The organism is Levilactobacillus brevis (genome assembly GCA_021383565.1).
Classification (GTDB): domain Bacteria; phylum Bacillota; class Bacilli; order Lactobacillales; family Lactobacillaceae; genus Levilactobacillus; species Levilactobacillus brevis_B.
In genome coordinates, this window is sequence record CP079699.1 from 1,462,873 (window position 1) to 1,482,220 (window position 19,348).

The window sequence follows — 19,348 nt, forward strand, 5'->3', positions numbered from 1 at the left end:
AACTCCCTGACTTAGCACTCAGCAAGCCGAGCGGCCACCCAATCGGCTTGGGCTTGGGCGCGAACTTGCTGTAACTGATTGACCTGCAGCGCATCGACGACATCGGTTGGCACCATTCGCGGGTGACCACCGAGATAGTCCCGAACGTCCTGCAAGTTTTGTAATTGAAACTGACTAAATTTTTGAAAATCCGATAAAATGGTTCGCTGATCAGTCGAAGATAACAGATGTAAAAAATTACATTTAATCTGGAAGGTCAACTGGGCTTGCTTGTTGATGGTGACCGGCACCATGACGAGCTGAGCGAAATGCTCCCGGCCCCGCGACGTAATCCGCGCCACCTTCTTGGCCCGCGACTGTCCAGCTTCGGTCACCAGCGTAATCTCTTCGCGCTGCGCCAGCCGGTCCAGTAACGGGTAGAGCACCCCATAACTCACGGTCTGTTCCTGCCCCACCACCGTGGCCAAGGCCTTGCGCAGTTGATAGCCGGACATGGCATGGTCCATCAACTGACCTAAAATAAATAATTCGTACACACGCGTCAACTCCCTTATCGCTGACTTATTATAGTATATCGGGACGATATATGAAAGTAAAACTGGCATCACAAATCTACCGCTTTATCCCCTTAAGCTACGGGTGTATGCTTAGGCCAAAGTCAACGAAGGAGACGATGACGATGTATGGACGGAAACAATCGGCAACTGGCGCTAAACTCACCATCCTGGTGGCGCAGTGCTTGTATTTATGTCTAAGCGGTTATTGGTTAGCGAACGAGGACCAGCCCCGTCTACTGACCTGGACGCTAGCTGGCTTTCTGGCCATTATCTTTGCGCGTCTCAACGCCATGATGTTCTGGTGGCTCCCCCGGGGATCGGCTGGTCCGAAGCCATTGGAAACAGTCTGGCCTTTGCCCTCTACTATCTGGGGTTCCCCCTGCTGCTCATTTACGGTGGTCACTTCATCCCGGTCACCTACGCGCTGGGGCTACTTTGCTTTATCGGTGGCAGTGTCATCAATACCACCGCCGAACTTTTGCGCAAGCCCTTCAAAGCCGACCCGAACAATGCGGGTAAATTATATCGCGGTGGCCTGTTCAAGTACGCCATCCACATCAATTACTTTGGCGATGTACTCTGGGTCCTCGGTTGTGCGCTCCTGGTGGGCAACCCGTACGCCCTACTCATCCCACTGATGTTGCTGGCGCTCTTCGTCTTCTCTTACATTCCCACGGCTGACAAGTATCTCGCCGATAAATACGGCGCGGCCTTCATCGCCTATCAACGGGACACCAAGGAACTGATCCCCTTCATCTGGTAATCATCACTAAAACTGAACGTCAAAACGGGCCCAAGACCTTGGCGTCTTGAGCCCGTTTACTTATGTTTACATTGCAATTTCCGCAGTCAATCGCTGCGCTTCGGCATTCGGCAATAGTTTGTACTGCACATCGCCCTCGTCCGGTAGCACGGCCATCAACGTTCGCTCGTCATCGAACCGACCCAAATTAAGAGCCATATTCCCGTCGATCTGCGCGAATCCCTTCATCCCCGTCGAGATGAACCGGTGGATATCTTTCACCCGGTCCTCCCGCGCTTGCGCCTGCTTGGCCGCGCCGTTTAGGGTATAGCCGTTATCTAGAAAATATTTCATGATGGAAACCTTGATAAACGTCTTGAACGTGTAGACCCGTGCTTGCTGGCCATCCTCCCGTTCACGAGACGTGATTAAACCCTTCTTCTCCCAGTAACGGAGCTGCCGGGCAGACACATCGGTCATCGTCGATAATTCCCCGATTCGAAAGACTAACCGATGGAAATCAAAGGCTGCTCGCATTTGTTCTGAAAATACTGCCATTGCTCACGCTTCCTCCCCGTGTTAACTTACTTATCAACCCTGTTAGATAATACCAAGTTTTACCGGTATATTGCAACTAAATTGCAAAAAGTAACGATTTGTTTAAGACATTTAACCCGTTTGCAAACGGCTTGTTACATATTTGTCACATTACATTGGTACGCTAGTAACTGTAATAATTCATGAGGAGTTGTCAGTAGGAATGAAGAAAGTTGTTAAACTATTAGCCGCATTTGCATTGGTTTTGGTTGGGGTTTTCGCTGTTTCGATGAGCACTACGACCACCGCATCAGCCGCTTCCAACAGTTCTTTCAAGTCAGTTTACAAGGTTGCTAAGTCTCACTTGGGTGCTCGTTACGTTTACGGTGCTACCGGTCCTTCCGCCTTTGATTGCTCTGGTTTTACCAGCTACATCTACAAGAAGGGTGCCAAGACCACGTTACCACGGACGGCCCAAGCACAATACAACAAATACAAGCATGTTAGTTACAAGAACATTCAAAAAGGTGACCTGGTCTTCTTCGGTTACAGTAAGGGTTCTATCTCTCACGTTGGGATGTACATAGGTAACGGTAAGATGATTGACGCCCAAAACCGTGGTGTCGTTCGCGAAGCCGTTCATGCCCCATGGTGGCACGCCGTTGGTTACGCTCGTGTAACCACGGCCACTGACGCCGACTAGTTCGTCTGAACCTCATGAATTCAATTGAACGATCATAATGATGACACGTTACGCGTAAGCAGTTGGCTTGCGGTAACGTGTTTTTTGTTATCAAATTTCAAACCAAAAAGGCATTGTCCACGACGCGCACACGTCACAGGCAATGCCCTTCAACTCTTCTAATCTACTGTATAGCGCATGGTCTGATGCGGAATTCCTGCTTCTTCGAAGACCTCACCAATCACCGTAAAACCCAACTCCCGGTAAAAATCCAATGCCGTCTGTTGGGCGTCCAATTCAACCCTAGTCACGTCAGACTTCTTGGCGTCCGCCATAATCTGTTTAATCAATTCACCGGCGTACCCATGATACCGCGCGGACTTTTCCGTGGCGACCCGTTGAATCTTCACGCGGTTACCCGCTAACATGTCAATTCGCGCCGTGGTAACGGGCTGGTCGTCCACGTACCCCACGTAGTGCATCTTATCTTCATCCGTGCCGTCTAACTCCACCTGCGGGTCAATCTCCTGCTCGGCGATAAACACGTCCTTGCGAATCTGTACAGCGTCCTGGTAGACGGGGTTCAATTTACCCCAAGCCATTCTAATTTCCATCAAACCATCCTCGTCCTAATCTTTTTGGTTGTAACTCAGCACCTGAATGTCGTCCGGTGTCAGTAATAATTTGGTCAAACTGCCATTGGCGGGCCGCACGCTCAGATCGTACTTGCCCTGACCGTAACGTTCCATCAGGCTCAGCAGGGTATTGCCATGGCTAATCATCAGGACCTTGTCGCCATCCTTCAAGGCCGGATTGGCGCGGATCAAGTCAAAGGCTTGGTCTACCCTTGCCCAATACTCGTCATTATTCTCGGCTTGGCGGAAAGGATCGGCTTCCTTTAAGAAGTCCTTGGCCTTACCAATGGAGTATTTCTCCTCGATGGCCTTAAAGGATGGTACGCCGTGAGGTGCGCCGGCCACGTACCACGCCTGAGCCATATCGGTGCCTTCGTAGTAGCCGTAGAACTCCTCGCGAAAATACGGGGCCGTGGTCAACTTGGGCGCCGGCTGGGTGTGGTTGGCCGCCAAAATCGTCTTGGCCGTCTGCTCGGCCCGCGTGGTATCACTGCAATAGGCCGCCGCAAATGGCACGTCTTGCAGTCGCTCACCGGCCGCCTTGGCATCCGCGATTCCGGCTTCAGTCAGCGGTGAATTACTCCAGCCCTGTAATTTATTATAGATGTTGAAATAAGTCTGTCCGTGCCGCACCACATATAATGTGATTTGCTTGTCCATAACGTCTTCACACCTTTCCTTTACTGACAGTTTTGTCTGACTCTAGTGTACCAAATAACGCCAGAAATGGTATTGATTTCTTTACCCAAACTAGTCCGTTCTGGTCGCCTTGCCGTTCGCCCCAGATGAGCTGGAATGCGGTGGGTAGGACGGAGAAAGCCTGAGAAGCGGTCTTTCTCCTCGCTTGGAACCGCCAAGAATCGGCGTTTCCAAGTCGCCATTATCTAACCGGCTCACGCCGTTCAGATAATCCCACGGCTGAGCTCATCTGAGGCTTCACTCTCGGCTCTGGTAGTGGTTGACCACACTAATTGGCTACGGCTATGACGGCGGGGCCTACAGTTAACGTAAGCTAACGCTAACTTTTGGTTAACTACCCAATCTTGCCGGAGTTCGCCAGTAGTGGAGCCAGCCGTGACAGCGCAGTTAGCTGGCGTTCTAGGCCAGGTTACTGCGTGGGACGACTTGGGAGACTCGTGAGCTTTGCGAGGCTTCCAAGCGAGCCGGAAGCCCGTTCTTTGGCTGCAGGCGGTCCCCACAGCAGGCGGAACTGCTGGCAGGCGTAGGCTACTGGTTTAGTCCATTTCGTGGTTGAAGATAAGTTTGAGTTGGCCCGGGGCGAACGGCAAGGCGACCAGCTGTGTTTTATCGGCCGGGACTTAAACTTTTCCTAAACTTGCCGCTAGACCTACTATCTACCCCAGTTATTTGCTAGGATAGGGAAAATGCCAAGTTTGCGAGCACCAGCCAAGACCCGTTAACTATGGTAGAATAAGACTACTTATCTACAAAATGAAGGAGCGAAATAACTTGGAACGTTTCAAAAGAATCTGGGCCAGAACCGGCACACGAATGGGCTTTGTTACCCTACTGGTCGTGCTCTTCTGGCTGAAGACATTAGTCGCCTATTTCGTCGACTTCAAATTAGGACTGAGCGATCCCTTCCAGTTCCTCATCGTCATCCTGAACCCCATCGCGACAACCGTGTTACTCTTTGGACTGGCACTCTACCTCAAGCGCGCGCGGTTCTTCTACCCCTTTCTCTTTCTGATCGACATCTTAAATACGTTGTTGCTCTACATAAACGTCATTTATTTCCGGGAATTTACCGACTTCATGACCGTGAGCACCGTACTGGGGTATTCAAAGGTTGACCAGGGACTCTCCGGCAGTTCGCTGGCCCTGACCTCACCACATGATATTCTCTACTGGCTGGACCTCGTCATCGTCTTACTCCTGATGCTGACCCGCCGCATCTACGTCGATCCCCGGCCCGTCAACAAGCGTGTCGGTCTGGCCGTTACCTCTGCCGCCCTGCTCGCCTTCTCCGTCAACCTGACGCTGGGCGAAATGGACCGGCCGCAACTGTTAACGCGGACCTTCGATCGGACTTACGTGGTCAAGTATCTGGGGCTGGACGCCTTCACCGTTTACGACGGTATCAAGTCCGGGCACACCAGCGAGATGCGCTCTCACGCCAAGAAGTCCGAGCTTAGTGGCATTCTAAAATACGTTCATAAGAACTACGCGGCGCCTGATAAGAAACTCTACGGGGTCGCCAAGAAGAAAAACGTCATCATCATTCACTTGGAGAGTTTCCAGCAATTTCTGATTAATAAAAAGGTCAATGGCCAGGAAGTCACGCCGTTTCTGAACAAGCTCTACAAGAGTAAGTCCACCTACAGCTTCGACAACTTCTTCCATGAAGTCGGTCAGGGGAAGACTTCCGACGCCGAGACCATGCTAGAAACCGGGACATATGGGCTGTTGCAGGGGTCGTTATTCACCCAATTGGGCAACGACAACACCTTTCAGGCCGCCCCGGCCATCTTCAATCAGGCCGGCTACACCACAGCCGTCTTCCACGGTAATGTGGGAAGCTTCTGGAACCGGAACAACACCTACAAGAATCTCGGCTACCAGTACTTCTTCGATGCCAGCTACTACGATACCTCTGGCGATAAATCACTGGGCTACGGCTTAAAGGATAAACTGCTGTTCAACGACTCCGTCAAGTACCTGCAACACTTGCAACAACCGTTCTACGTGAAGTACCTGACCGTATCCAACCATTTCCCATTCTCCTTGGATAGCGAGGATAGTAGCTTCAAGACCCCAGACACTGGGGATAAGACGGTCGACAACTACTTCAAGACCGCCAATTACCTCGACCAATCCATTCAGGAATTCTACCGCTACCTCAACAAGTCCGGCTTGGCGAAAAATTCACTGGTCATGATCTACGGGGACCACTACGGCATTTCCAACTCGTCCAACAAGAGCCTGGCGAAGTTGTTGGGTGTCAACCCAGATGACTGGAACGATTACGACAACGCTCAGCTCCAGCGCGTGCCACTGATGTTTAACATGCCCGGATACACCAAGGGAAAGGTTGAACACACCTATGGCGGCGAGATTGATGTCTTGCCAACGTTGATGCACCTGATGGGGATGAGTACCAAGAAATACCTGCAGTTTGGGACCGACCTGTTCTCCAGCGAACACAACCAAGTCGTGGCCTTCCGTAACCGCGATTGGGAAAGTCCCGACTACACCTCCGTCGATGGGACCATCTACAGCAATAAGACCAAGCAGGAGATTCATCCGACGGGTAAGTTGAAGACCAAGATTGAGAAGATGCAGCAGCACGTTAATCAAGGGCTAAGTTACTCGGATTCCTTGAACTCTAAGAATCTGTTGCGTTTCTACCATCCGAAGGGCTTTACCGCCGTTGACCCGGCAGACTATAACTATTCCGATGGCCTCCAAAAGGCTGAAAAACTAGAGAAGAAGCTGGGCTTGAAGTCCACAAGCCTCTTCTCCCGGAATGGCGATAAGTCCACGCAGGGTCTGTACAAGACGGATGCGCCGGAACTCAACCACAAGCAAACCGATTCGAACCGTATCAAGATTACCAACCCAGATGACACCAGCGGCAAGTAGACTGCGTTATCTGCGTCCAAAATAAAGAAGCTATCCGTTCAATCTTCACGTTGGACGGATAGCTTCTTTGCATTTAATCAGTGTGCATTCTAAGGTTTAGCTGAAGGTCAGGGGTTGAGCATAGCGTGGTGGCATTGCTCGAACTGGCCGCCTTGCCGTTCGCCCTAGATGAGCTGGAACGCAGAGATTGGCTGAGTGCTCGACAACGGCCAAACCTAACTTGTTTTGAAAGTTGTAACTACGCTACTCGTATCCACCAGCAATGGACAAGTGGCCCCACGAAAAAGCAGCATAAGCAATAACCGCCAATGGCTGACGTAACGTATCTGATTGGACGACGCTTACCGTAGCCGTGAGTGAAGCGAAATCTAGGCTCAGCCGGGGGATTTACCAGTGATCTTTACTGGTAAATCGGTGACTTTGAGAAGATGGGCTTCCAGCTCAAAGCAAGGTTCCGAGACCGCCCTTTGGCTCGGACCGGCCTTCCCCAGCGTCCCAGCCTAGATTTCGCGAACGGCAAGGCGGTCACCCGATATCTCCCAGCTAATCTTTGTTAAGTGAAATTGATGTGCTGTGAACCGGGCCACGACGATCGGGGAAGTACGTGGACATGATGGCCTGTACGGCGATCGGCGCTTCACCATAACCGATGGCAATCAGCGGTGACTTTCCCGGATAAGTGGCCCCGTCCCCGATGGCGTAGATGCCCGGAACACTGGTGGTCATTTGGCGGTCAACAGCGATCAAACGGTGCTCCTCGGCCAAGTCCACGTCCCACGCGGCCAAGGCCGAATGGTCCGCCGTAAAACCATAACTGACCACCAAATCATCGACAACTTGATGGGTCAACTCATCGGTCGACCCGACTTGCTTGAGTGTAACGTCCACGGCCCCATCGGATGTGGTCTGGAGGTCGCGAATCAGATACGGCGTCTGCACGTTGACCGTGGAGGCTTCGAGCAAGTCCACCATGTGGGCCAGCCCTCTGAATTGGGCCCGGCGATGCAGGAGCGTTACGGATTTAGCCACGGATTCTAGCAGCAGAGCTTGGTCGATGGCGGCATCCCCGCCCCCGGCAACCATAACCCGTTTGTCCCGGAAATGTTCTAAATCGCGAACGCTGTAGAACAGGTGCTTGCCGGTCAAGGCATCGGCGTTGGCAACATTTAACTTGCGCGGCGTAAAGGCGCCGTTACCCACGGCCACGATGACCGCCCGCGTCTGACTGGTGCCCTTAGGTGTGGTCACCACAAAGCCCGCGTCGTTAGCCACCACATTGGTGACCGCCTCACCCGTCTTAATTGTCAACGGAAATTGTTTGAGCTGATCTTGTTGGCCGGCAATGAGGTCCCGACCTTTGATACCGGGAAAACCGGCCACGTCTAGAATTGTCTTCTCTGGATACAGGGCGTTCACCTGACCCCCAAGTTCCGCGAGACTTTCAATCACTTGGGTCTTCGCATTGTGCATCCCGGCGTAAAAGGCCGCAAACATGCCGACGGGACCACCGCCGACAATCGTAATATCATAAGCTTCTGTCATTTGTCTTTACTCCATTCTTGAATACCCACACTGTTAGGAGGTGGCCGTCATGAAACATCTGCGTGGCTTCACAATCCTACTCACTACCCTACTGACCCTCGGCGGCCTCACCGGCATTTGGCAGTCGCGACAGGCGGCGTTGGCCCACCTGCGCGTCCCCCAAACCACCACGGCCACCCTCTTCTTACCGGGGAACAGCGGTGGCTGGCTCTCCATGCGCGACATGGTGCTTGATCTCAACCGCCGCCACCTCGGCCACTTTGCCCTGACGGCGCACGTGGCCTACGACGGGCAGATTCGCTGGCAACAACACCGGTGCTTGACCACCAACGTTCTGGTGCCAGTTCTCTTTAAGGATAACACGCACGCCCAACGTGAAGCGACCCAGCTGGTCCCCGTTTTGCGGCAATTGCATGACCGCTACGGTATCACTCACGTTAACTTTATCGGCCACTCTTCCGGCGGCACCATCGCCTACGACTACCTGAATCGCAACCGGCAAGCACCAGTCACCGTCAGTCGATTGGTCTGCATTGGCGCCGACTTCCCGGGTCGCGCACCACTGCGGCGGGCCTATCCGCAGCTTCACATCCTCAATCTCGCCGGTAATATCGGCCGAACGGGTAACGACAGTGAGGTCCCGGTCGATACCACGCTTCCACTACGCCAGCTGGTGGCCGGCCGCGTGGGTAGCTACCGTTTTGAAGAGCTCGACGGCCCCATCTGGGACATGCAGCACTCCCTACTCCACGAGAATCCGGGGATTGACCGGCAGATTATCCGATTCCTCTATCCGCCAAGCTGACTGTTCTTCAAGATGCGTTGCCCCTGGAGCGTCCGGACCTCCCGCAGACCGGCGTTAATCAGCACGAAGATGGCCAGCCAACCAATGGCGATGAGCGCCCATTGTTGGAGATACAGGATATCCAGTACGTCAAACGGCGCGTTCCAATCCCAACCGGCGTGTAACAGAATCGCCAGGAGATAGAAACGGAGAAATTTTGGCGCCACCATATTTCCCCCAGTGACCGGTTGGTGCCGGTCTTTGGCCAAGATAATCGCGGCGCCCATGATGGCGGACCAGATAGTGTGCGTCCCGATGGCCTGCCAACTGCGCATCAGCAGGGTAACCAGTCCGTATTGGCCGGTGTAGCCAGCGGTCTCAAAGACGGCGAACCCCGCGCCGATGGCCGCCCCCACCAGTAAGCCATTAAAGATATAATTCAAGCGGAAACGGTTGACGAAGAAGGCAATCACCAACATCTTAGCGGTCTCTTCGATAAATCCCACGATCAGGGCGGACTCCCACGACACGCCGTTGCCGGACGGAATCAGCGAGTACAGAATCATCGTGGCAACCAACGACAGAATCCCGCCGACCAGAAAGACTGCCATCAGCTGATACACGGAGATATTGCGGAACACGTTGATTTCAAAAAACATGATCATGAGTGAAAATGGGACGGTCAACGATCCGATAAAGATCATCCCCGGCACGGCATTGTTACTCCGAAACCCCAGAAATAACAGGGCTAAAAGGACAAAGCTCGCGCCGAGTACCGCAAAGACGCGGGAAAATAACCACGGTTTCACTGGCGCCGAGGAAACGGCCTCCAGTGATGGCGTGGTTTCTTTGGTCCCTACGATAAATAATGATTCGGCATCATCCAAGTCATGATGTTTAAAAACGGCTGAAAACATTGAAAATAAATGAATTTCAACGACTTTGTTCTCGCCCGTCCATTCGTTCATCTCTTTGGTGGCATCGTCCAATAAATGGTTGTGATACTCAAAATGCCGTTTGACCGGCTTAACAGACTCTTTATTCGCCAAGATTGACTCCCCCTTACATGGTTCACACTGACGCCTAGACTTGGTTTCTAGTTTACCGTGAATGGCGAGCGGCTTCAACTTGCTTCCAACAAGGGTTGCTAAATGTAAACCGTTACATTATAGTTAGAGTAGGTGTTCAGCCCATTTAATATATATCGATCAAAGGGGACGTATGAAATCATGGCAAAACGTAAAATGATTCTAGACTTAGATACAGGTATCGATGATTCCTTAGCAATTGCTTACGCCTTAGGTGCACCAGACGTAGACTTAATCGGGATTATCGGTTCTTACGGTAACGTGGTGGTCGAAGCTGGTGGCCAAAACTCATTAAAGATTTTGGAACTGCTCGGTCACACCGACATTCCCGTATACTTAGGTGAAAGCCACTCCTCAACTAGCGATCACTTTGACCGGATGCAAGTTAGTGCCGACATCCACGGTGAAAACGGGATCGGCCAAGTCGAATTACCCGCACCCAAGCGGTCCATTGAAAAGGAATCCGGTGTGGACTTCTTAATCGACGCCGTTCACAAGTACGGTAAAGACCTGACGTTGGTCCCAACTGGCCCAATGACCAACCTGGCTGCTGCTATCAAGAAAGCCCCAGAAATTGCCACGGAAATTGGCAACATGACCTTCATGGGCGGGGCCTTAACGGTTCCTGGTAACGTGACGGCCTACGCCGAAGCCAACATCAACCAAGATGCTGAAGCCGCTAACGCCGTCTTGACCAGCCCAATGCATTCAACGATGGTCGGCCTGGACGTTACGTTACGGACCCTCTTAACCAAGAAGGAAACCCAACAATGGCGTGACCTGGGCACCGAAGCCGGCGAAAAGTTTGCCGACATCGTGAACTACTACATCCAAGCCTATGTCGACGTTAACGATAACTTAGGCGGCTGTGCATTGCACGATCCACTCGCCGTTGGGGTTGCTTTGGACCCTAGCTTCGTGACGACGATCGACTTGAACATGGTCGTTAACTACAACAAGGAAACCTATGGCCGGACGATCGGTGACGACAACCGGTTAAACGAACCTACCAACGTGAAGGTTGCCGTGGCGGTTGATAAGGACCGTTACTTGAAGACCTTTATGGAATACCTCACCGCTTTGTTCAAGAAGAACTAAGCTCTTGTTAAATCGAAGCCACGCTCATCAATCACGATGGGCGTGGCTTTTTGGGTCGTAATCTTAATGTCCGCCTGCCGTTTCAAGTCAGCTTACAGTGCGGGACGTGTTTGAAGACTGGCAAATTCTGCCAGTCTTCAAACCGAGCCGGAGGGCCGCTTCTCAGGCCCCAGGCGTTCCCCACAGCGCCGGAGTCTCTGGCAGTCGCAGGTGGTGTTGATGACTCGTTTTATGGCGGTAAGCCCTGCCGGCTGGGGACTGGGGCGTGTTCGCAAGCTTTCAATCTTTAGTCAGCAAAAAAACGGCACCACCATCTCTGGCCGTGCCGTTTCGCCGTTGCGTTATTTAACTTTGTAATTGAAGTTGTTGGTCATGGTCTTGACCCCGGCGTTCGCGTATTGATTAGCGAACTTCTTTTGGTTAGCCGCCGACAGAGAGTCGAAAGCCTTCATATATTCTTTATAGAGCACTGGCTTAACGTACTTCTTACCGTAAGCTGCGGCTGGACTGGTCTTCGTCTTGGTATACGTGTAAGTCTTCCCGGTCGTTGCTAAACGCCGGTTAGCCTTGGTCCCAGCAATCTTAGCCGTAAACTTCGTGCTGGACTTCTTGGTTAACTTGAACGTATAGGTCTTCTTGGTCAGTGACGTTGTGGTCTTCTTATCCACCGTCTTGAATTGGATCAACTTGTACTTGGTAGTCAGCGTCTGCCGATTCTTGCTCAGCTTAGTCGACGTTGGTACCCCGTATTTCACGTTAGGCGTGGACCCGAAGTCACCAAAAATCAACATGGAACCGGTCTTTCCACCTGACTTATACGTCTTGAAGTAAAAGGCTGTCTTGGATTTGGCATTCTTATAGTACCGTTTTAAATCGGTATTGTTAATCGTTGGTTTCTTCGCAGCACTCGCAGAGACGCTGGGCGCAACCACGCCACCCAAAGTCCCCAATGCCATCACTGTTAGTCCTAACTTAACCAATAAACGTTTCATGACCATACTCCTCCTTATTCTTCCACTCAATATATCTTTTATAGTGCCATCAAACCTATGAAATTGCAACGAATCGCTACCGTTAAGCCAAGAGCTCTGCGAAACGTTGTTTCAGGTACGCCGCCACGCCGGCCTCGTTGTTGGTCGTTGGCGTCAGATGATCGGCCGCCGTCTTAATTCCCGGTTGACCGTTTAACATCGCCACCCCGTCGCCGGCCGCCTTTATCATTCCCAAATCGTTCTCAGCATCGCCAAAGGCCATCAGATTACTGAAGTCCCAGCCAAAGTGCGTCAACAATTGGCCTAAGCCCACGGCCTTGTCCATGTCCGCCGCCAAGAATTCCAAAATCTTCGGTTGCGAGCGGACCACGTGATACTGGTCGCGCAGTGCTGGGGTCAGATTGCTGACGACCTGATCCAGGATTTCCGAATCGGTGGCCATGACGGCCTTACTGAAGAGGTGATCCGGTAAGTCGGCAAACTTGGTGGGCACGAAGTCCATCGGTGCTTTCAGCATGTGCTGGTAAACCGATGGCGTCAGATCGGCCACCGGATACACTTGGTCAAAGTCCAAGATATCTAGGGGATACCCGTTCTCCTGGGCAAAGGCATGTAGCGGCTGGAAGTCGTGCTTGCTCAAGCCACTCTGGGCCAGCGCTTCTTTGGTTGTGTTCTGGATAACCAACGCGCCATTGAAGGTAATCGTGTAGTCTTCGCTGGTCGTTAATCCCAGCTGCTCCAGATACCCCCAAATCGCGTTGATGGGCCGACCAGTGCACAGCACCACTTTCATCCCTGCTGTGTGCAGCTGGCGTAAAGTGGCGGCGTTCTCCTCACTGATCGTTTTATCGGTATTCAATAACGTCTCGTCTAGGTCGAGTGCAATCATTTTTATCATTCGTTTTCGTCCTCCGTATACCTTCTAGTTTACACGTTACGGGCCGTGAAGTGAACCACGACTATGCCAAAAGGTCCTGACGAATGAGCGCAAGGATTTGCTGATTCTCCGGCAAGTCGGCATGATTGGCGTTTGCGCCAGTCACCGTCATTTGCGTAAAGCTCTTAACTTGCCCCTGGAAGATCAGTTTTCCGCGGTTCACGCTGTCAAAGGGCACGATGCCATCACCAGCATACCCCTGACTCCCCGCAATGGAGTACACGGTAAGCGCCTTGGGCAATCGTTTTCGTCCAGCGATGAGTTGTTTAAATAGTGGCGTATCGACGTTCTGATCTTGTTCCTCGAGGTTAAATGGCGAGGCAATCGTCATCAGGCGATCGGCGTGCGCCTTGGTCCGCGCTAAGTCATCTTCCAAGAAGATAGTTAGGACCAGCCCGCCGTTAGAGTGCCCCATGGCCGAAAAATGATTGAAGTGATACGTTCGCTGTAAAGCCTGAAAGGCAATCGTAAACCACTTGGCTTGTTTCTGAATTGTCTCATAGCCATCGTGGTGATTCTCGAACCCGACCACGATGATTGGCTGCGTGTCGTTGGCCCGAATGCTGCCCGTATACTTCAGGGCTCCATCCGTCATGACTTCCACCCGTAACAGGCTGTGGCGATGCGCCGTCTTCTGATTCACACCATCGACCAGATCGTTGAAGCGATTCTGTGTTGCACTCGAACCAGGGACCAAGAAGACGGGGGCCATTTGACTCCGATACGTCGCCTGCACCGCGGTCCGTTGTTGCGGACGCCACAGAAATCCGGGCACACACAGCAAAACCAAGCCCAAGATAATCACAAGAACACTACGAAATCGTCGGGTCATGGTTCACCGCCTCCTCCGCTATGCTGGCCCACTTCACAAAGGGGTAATAAATCGCCGTACTCAACAGCAGTTCCACCACCGACAAGAGCAGCGCAGCTAAACTGCCTCCGGTGCCCAGATAGGCCTGCAAGATCCCCGGCGTCCCATTTGCCAACGGATAAGCCGCGGCAGGAACCCACTGAAGGACCAAGCACGCCCAACTCATCAGGATGCAGAGCAGTGGCGTCAGCACAAAGGGCACCAACAGAATGGGACTAAAGAGAACCGGCAGCCCCATCAGTAGTGGCGCGTTGAAATTCCCCAGCGTGGGAACCAAGCAGTACCAGCCCAATTGCCGTTGTCGCCGGTTGTGCTGTACCAAAAATATGGCGAGCAACAGTGCAAGTACCATACCGGGTCCCCCACTGGTCGCATACACATCAAAGACCGTATGCACCGTGATGGGATGAGGAATTTGCCAGCCACTGTGATTCAAGACGGCCGCTAAGTTCTGGACCGCCTCGACCGATTGACCGCCGACACTAGCAATGGGACCTAAGATACCGAACCACTGGCAAACGCCAGTCAACAGACCAAAGCCCAGCAAGCTCCCAAGCGTATGGGGCAACTGAAACGGCCAACGCGATAACGCCAAGAGCGCCGCATTAAGGCTAGTGGTTTGCGTGCTCATCCACAGAAATCCCAGCCCGGTCAAGACTAACAACCAGAGGCTAACCGCGCCCACGTTTTGCTCTAAAGGTTGATGGGGCATCTTTCGATGATCAATCAACCACCGATAACCGTTGCCCACGACAAGTCCCACGAGGACGCCGACCAGGACGCCCGACAGGCCCAGGTTGTTTGAGAGCCATTCGACCGGATGATTACTCAGCACCGACTGACGATTTACATTGAGCAATTTGAGCGTGATAATTGCAATAATCCCCGCCATTAAGCGGTCCACAATCAGTGGTGTGGCCGGTGCGACCAAGTAGAAGCTCACCGCAAAAGTCACTAGGATTGCCGTCATCCCGAGAGTCCCGGCACTCAACAAGCCCAGATATTGCCGACACAGTTTCAGCTGGAGCACCCATTTGGCCACGTGTAGCGTCTGATAATAATAACCGCTTCGTTGTAACCAGGCCTGATTGACAAAGTCCGCTAGGGTCCCCACTAAAATTAACGGAAAGATGAGCCGCAACGCATGGTAGATGGCGCGCATCTGCCGGTTGCGACGAAACTTAATTTCAACTCCTATGAGGTGGCGACCTAAGCCGCTTGTTTGTTCAGCCAACGTTATCATCCCCTCAACACCGCCGATTGTACGGCAAAAGGGCTGACACGGATTAATCAAGCTACTCAGTTAGTGTGGCAGTCACCTAAACTAACCACGCCTCAATTTGCTGGCTCACGGCCCCTTGTTGATTCGTAGCCGTTAGCCGATTAATCGGCCCCGTCACGATAGCCGGATCGGCATTGGCCACGGCAAAGCCCTGCCCCACCATCTCAAGCATAGCGTGGTCATTTCCCGAATCACCAAACGCAGCCATCTGATCCGGCGAGACGCCCCATATCTGGCCAAGGGCAAGTAGTGCGGTCGCCTTACTGACCAGCGGTAACGTCACATTCATCCCGCCTAGGCCGCTACTGGTGCCGACCAAGCGGTTCCGAAAATGTTGATTGAATGCCGCAACTTGTGCGCTCACGGTCGTTTCCAACCAGGTGACGTCCAGCTTGAGGATTGCATCGGTCACCTGCGTTAGATCCGCAACGCTGGTCAGACTGGGATAAAAGGCCTGCGATTCGTGAAACCGTTGACTGGTGGCCGCAAGCTCGGTGTACGCCCGATCCCGGCCACAAGCGATGACGAAGCACCCCGCCATCACTGGTGCGGTCTGCAACCAGCTAACCGCCGCGCGCCAGTCAGCCTTGGAGATCGCCTGCAACTGCAGTTGTTCCCCCCGTCCCGTCACGGTTAACGCGCCATCTTCGACGATGTAGGTCAAGGCGTCCCGGTGACGTAAGGGGGCAAACAGGGCCTGGACGTGGTCGAGCGGGTCACCAGTGGTCACGACAAACCGTATTTCTTGGCGGGCCAAGGCCGCGAGTTGCGCATCAAACCGTGCAACAGCGTAGTGTCCCGTATCATCTAAAAATGTCCCATCCAAATCCGTCGCAATCACCTTGGGTCGCATTCGTCTCCACCCTTTCTGAAAAGAAGATACCTCCAGCATACCTGACCAGAACCCCGAGTACAACGCATTTACCTTACAAATAAAATCATAAAACCAGCGCCGGTTTGACGGCGTTCTCGATAGGGTAAACGACTTGTTTACGTGGTAATTATTGGCTAAATTAGTTGCCCACAAAAACCATCATGTAAAAAAATCACGCCAGCGACGACCGGCGTGACTTTCCAGATTATTCAGTTAGGTCTACGCATCCATCCCCAGGCTGTAAGCGTGGTTCATCAAGGATTGCGTTTCCGTAAATTCATTTTCATCGTGCAGGACGACCGTGATGACCCGGTGCTTACCGGTCTTCTGACCAGTCCCGACGAAGCAGTAACCAGCGAGCGGCGTGTACCCCGTCTTCAAGCCATCCACGTTGAGACTGGACTTGTAGTATTTTCGGCCAGGCAACATGTTGTTGTAGTTGTAGCAGAGTTGACCATTCACCGTCTTGGAGCCCACGGAACCGTCCGTTAAGACCCGCGGGTAGTCCTGAATCAGGTGCCGGGCAATCAACGCCACGTCCTTAGCGGAGACCATGTTTGCATTGGCCTTACCGTAGCTGTAGCCAAATGCCTTCAAATCGCTATTTTCCAAGCCAGAAGCCGAGACGAAACTGGCCTTATCTAAGTCCCAACTCTTCGCCTGAGCATTCATCTTCTTGATGAACTTGGCGTTACTGCCAGAGACCCACTGGCCCAGCGCGATAGCGGCGTTGTTGGATGAATCCAATAGTGCGGCATCGTACAATTCTTTGACCGTGTACTTGTGGTTACTGTAGAACTTGAAGCCCCCACAGCTGGCACTGTTCCCCATAGCAACTAAGCCGCTATTACTGGTCTTCACGATATCCGTCCATTTACCAGAGCCGCTATCAATCTTATCCAAGACCAGATACAGCGTCATCAACTTGGACACGGAGGCAATCGGCCGCGCCGTATTGGCACTCTTGGACCAGACAGCCTTACCGGTGGTATAGTCCAGCGCAACGGCGTTCTTGGCGTATTTCAGGCCAAACGGTGCCTTCCCCTTCTTCAAGTAACCGTGCCAGATCCAGCCCTTGACCGAACCCCCCTTGTTGGACACGTAGAAATAAATGCCCTTGGAGTTGCTGTGCTTCAACGTGGCTTGTTTCGTCACGTACCAGGTGGTGTTCGGATACCCCTTCATCGTGGCAATCCGCTTGTTATGGGCCTGGTTGTAAATAGCGCCCGACGTACTCTTCTTGTGGTAAGCCGTCTTCTTGACGGTCTTACTCGAGACGGTCGTATACGTGGCGGCATCTGCGGTCGTTTGAACACTCACGGCGGCCCCTAGCGTCACCGTAAAGAGCAAGGCCACCAGCGCGCCTTTAAGCTTTGACATTTTCATGTTATGTAATTCCCCTCTTCTAATCACTATCGACTAGCCTACCATGCCAAATATCTTGTCAGCAAGAGCTAACAAGACTTTGTAATCTAGTTGTTGGGGACGTAATTTTATCGTAATCCACCGCTTGGCGGCTTAACAACGCAATCGTTTTACCTTTATCCCACCGAGTGGTTGCGGGGCACCCTCATTTCACGAAAAAAATGCCGACTCAGTTATTTCTCCGAGTCGACATTTGAGACATTAATCTTAATCATTCATGCTCCGCAAACCATAAGCATGATTCATCAGTGACCGTGTTTCCGTGAATTCATTTTCATCGTGCAGGACGACCGTAATGACCCGGTGCTTGCCAGACTTGTGGCCCGTCCCAGTGAAACAGTATCCAGCCAACGGCGTGTAGCCGGTCTTCAAACCGTCCACTTTCAATGAGGCCTGATAGTATTTCCGGCCTTTCAGTAGGTTGTTGTAGTTATGGCAAGTCTGGCCATTAACCTTCATCGAACCAATCTTGCCGTCCTTCAAGACCCGCGGATAGTTGGTGATGAGGTGCCGGGCAATCAGCGCCACGTCCTTAGCGGAAACCTTGTTAGCATTGGCCTTGCCATAGGCGTACCCGTACGACCGCAAGTCGCTGTTCTCCAGACCAGACGCAGAAACGAAGTGGGCCTTGCCTAAGTGCCAGGTCTTAGCCTGTGCATTCATCTTCCGAATGAACTTGCCGTTACTGCCAGAGACCCACTGCCCCAGCGCAATCGCCGCGTTGTTTGAGGAATCCAGGAAGGCCGCATAGTAGAGCTGACGGACCGTGTACTTATGGTTTAATTTAAAATGAAACCCGCCGTACGCCGCGCTTCGGCTCATGGAAACCAAGCCACGACTGGTTATCTTAATCTTGTGATTCCAGTTACTAGACTTGCCATCGATCTTTTTCAGTGTCAGGTACAGCGTCATCAACTTGGAAACGGAGGCAATCGGCCGCGCCGTATTGGCGTGCTTGGACCAAACCACCTTGCCCGTCTTGGCATCCATTGCCACGGCGGCCTTGGCCTTGCTCAGAACAAAGGGGGCCTTGCCCTTCTTCAGGTAATTGTGCCAGATCCAGCCCTTAACGCTGCCCTGGCGATTCTTAACGTAAAGGTAAACGCCCTTGGTCTTCCCGTGTTTCAACGTGGCCCGCTTGGTCGCGTACCACGTGGTATTGGGGTGAGCAGTTAGGTTAATGACCTTACGTGTGTGGGTCTTATTAAAGATGGCCCCGCGCCGACTCTTCTTGTGGTAAGCCGTTTTCTTAATTGACTTGGTACTGACAGTCTTGTAGCGAGTTGCCGCTGAAACGGGGGCGACTGGACCGACCACGCCGCCGATCGTTATCGCAACAGCAAAGGCGATCAGGCCGCGGTTCATCTGTACTTTACGCATAATTTTTGAATCCTTCCTATTCCGTAATAATTAAGCTGACTAATGATTAGACTAACACTCTTTTCTGATTGGCGATAGTTGTTCTGACCAGCATAGTTGTAGATGTAACGCATTTGTAAAAACTATTGCGCCACGCAACTGCTTATAGACTGAAAACGATTTTTTTCGGTCACGGTTGCAATTCCCCAGCAAACTCGTTAAGCTAGAAATTAATCAAATACGACTGGGGTGCCATCGCGGCTGAGATCAAACCCATTGAACCTGCTCTGGTTAATACCAGCGAAGGGAACGCGTAATCCATAGCTATCAATGACCCCCA

General features: G+C 52.4%; 18 protein-coding genes and 1 riboswitch. Of the genes, 5 read left to right on the top strand and 13 right to left on the bottom strand.

The annotated features are described in order from the left end of the window. Nucleotides 1-11: 11 nt before the first annotated feature. On the bottom strand, nt 12-536 hold the full coding sequence (locus tag KB236_06825; GenBank protein UIF28267.1) for a PadR family transcriptional regulator: 525 nt from the start codon (nt 534-536) through the stop codon (nt 12-14). A 211-nt stretch (nt 537-747) separates the two neighbouring features. Here KB236_06825 and KB236_06830 point away from each other — a divergent pair, with 211 nt between their 5' ends. After that, complete coding sequence (locus KB236_06830; protein ID UIF28268.1) at nt 748-1,320, top strand: DUF1295 domain-containing protein; 573 nt, start codon at nt 748-750, stop codon at nt 1,318-1,320. Nucleotides 1,321-1,386: 66 nt separating this feature from the next. On the opposite strand, the gene KB236_06835 is transcribed toward KB236_06830, so the two are convergent. Continuing rightward, nucleotides 1,387-1,857 carry a MerR family transcriptional regulator gene (locus KB236_06835; protein UIF28269.1) on the bottom strand — a complete coding sequence of 157 codons (471 nt, stop codon included), beginning with the start codon at nt 1,855-1,857 and terminating at the stop codon, nt 1,387-1,389. Nucleotides 1,858-2,059: 202 nt separating this feature from the next. On the opposite strand from KB236_06835, the gene KB236_06840 reads away from it, so the two are divergent. Then, nucleotides 2,060-2,539: a C40 family peptidase gene (locus KB236_06840; GenBank protein UIF28270.1), complete on the top strand. Its 480-nt coding sequence runs from the start codon at nt 2,060-2,062 to the stop codon at nt 2,537-2,539. A 158-nt stretch (nt 2,540-2,697) separates the two neighbouring features. On the opposite strand, the gene KB236_06845 is transcribed toward KB236_06840, so the two are convergent. Then, the gene (locus KB236_06845) at nt 2,698-3,132 is read right to left on the bottom strand and encodes a GNAT family N-acetyltransferase (protein ID UIF28271.1); all 435 of its coding nucleotides are present in this window, start codon (nt 3,130-3,132) and stop codon (nt 2,698-2,700) included. A 15-nt stretch (nt 3,133-3,147) separates the two neighbouring features. After that, nucleotides 3,148-3,813, bottom strand: coding sequence for a histidine phosphatase family protein (locus KB236_06850; GenBank protein UIF28272.1), 666 nt, complete (start codon nt 3,811-3,813; stop codon nt 3,148-3,150). Between the two features lie 792 nt (nt 3,814-4,605). Between KB236_06850 and KB236_06855 the strand changes: the two genes are divergently transcribed. Then, nucleotides 4,606-6,756 (top strand): LTA synthase family protein, encoded by a 2,151-nt coding sequence (locus tag KB236_06855; protein ID UIF28273.1) that lies wholly within the window; start codon nt 4,606-4,608, stop codon nt 6,754-6,756. 543 nt (nt 6,757-7,299) lie between these two features. On the opposite strand, the gene KB236_06860 is transcribed toward KB236_06855, so the two are convergent. Next, on the bottom strand, nt 7,300-8,298 hold the full coding sequence (locus tag KB236_06860) for an NAD(P)/FAD-dependent oxidoreductase (GenBank protein ID UIF28274.1): 999 nt from the start codon (nt 8,296-8,298) through the stop codon (nt 7,300-7,302). A gap of 49 nt (nt 8,299-8,347) precedes the next feature. Here KB236_06860 and KB236_06865 point away from each other — a divergent pair, with 49 nt between their 5' ends. Continuing rightward, complete coding sequence (locus tag KB236_06865) at nt 8,348-9,103, top strand: alpha/beta hydrolase (protein ID UIF28275.1); 756 nt, start codon at nt 8,348-8,350, stop codon at nt 9,101-9,103. Here the strand turns inward: KB236_06865 and KB236_06870 are convergent. Next, nucleotides 9,088-10,131 (bottom strand): PrsW family intramembrane metalloprotease, encoded by a 1,044-nt coding sequence (locus tag KB236_06870; protein UIF28276.1) that lies wholly within the window; start codon nt 10,129-10,131, stop codon nt 9,088-9,090. The genes KB236_06865 and KB236_06870 overlap by 16 nt on opposite strands. A 180-nt stretch (nt 10,132-10,311) precedes the next feature. Here KB236_06870 and KB236_06875 point away from each other — a divergent pair, with 180 nt between their 5' ends. Then, entirely contained in the window at nt 10,312-11,268 is a 957-nt protein-coding gene (locus KB236_06875) for a nucleoside hydrolase (protein ID UIF28277.1), read from the top strand. Nucleotides 11,269-11,609: 341 nt separating this feature from the next. On the opposite strand, the gene KB236_06880 is transcribed toward KB236_06875, so the two are convergent. The 7 genes from KB236_06880 to KB236_06910 all read right to left on the bottom strand — a co-directional run bounded on the left by KB236_06880 (nt 11,610) and on the right by KB236_06910 (nt 19,029). Continuing rightward, complete coding sequence (locus tag KB236_06880) at nt 11,610-12,260, bottom strand: hypothetical protein (protein UIF28278.1); 651 nt, start codon at nt 12,258-12,260, stop codon at nt 11,610-11,612. 82 nt (nt 12,261-12,342) lie between these two features. Then, complete coding sequence (locus tag KB236_06885; GenBank protein ID UIF28279.1) at nt 12,343-13,158, bottom strand: Cof-type HAD-IIB family hydrolase; 816 nt, start codon at nt 13,156-13,158, stop codon at nt 12,343-12,345. A 61-nt stretch (nt 13,159-13,219) separates the two neighbouring features. Continuing rightward, a complete protein-coding gene (locus tag KB236_06890) occupies nt 13,220-14,029 on the bottom strand; it encodes an alpha/beta hydrolase (GenBank protein ID UIF28280.1) in 810 nt (269 codons plus the stop codon). After that, nucleotides 14,010-15,302 (bottom strand): PTS transporter subunit EIIC, encoded by a 1,293-nt coding sequence (locus KB236_06895; protein UIF28281.1) that lies wholly within the window; start codon nt 15,300-15,302, stop codon nt 14,010-14,012. Before KB236_06895 ends, KB236_06890 begins: the two co-directional genes overlap by 20 nt. Before the next feature lie 85 nt (nt 15,303-15,387). Then, nucleotides 15,388-16,203, bottom strand: a complete 816-nt coding sequence (locus KB236_06900; GenBank protein UIF28282.1) for a Cof-type HAD-IIB family hydrolase — start codon at nt 16,201-16,203, stop codon at nt 15,388-15,390. Nucleotides 16,204-16,443: 240 nt separating this feature from the next. Beyond that, entirely contained in the window at nt 16,444-17,610 is a 1,167-nt protein-coding gene (locus KB236_06905) for a serine hydrolase (GenBank protein UIF28283.1), read from the bottom strand. A 246-nt stretch (nt 17,611-17,856) separates the two neighbouring features. Then, entirely contained in the window at nt 17,857-19,029 is a 1,173-nt protein-coding gene (locus tag KB236_06910; GenBank protein UIF28284.1) for a serine hydrolase, read from the bottom strand. A gap of 214 nt (nt 19,030-19,243) precedes the next feature. Continuing rightward, a riboswitch (TPP riboswitch) is annotated at nt 19,244-19,335 on the top strand. The last annotated feature ends 13 nt before the right edge of the window (nt 19,336-19,348 follow it).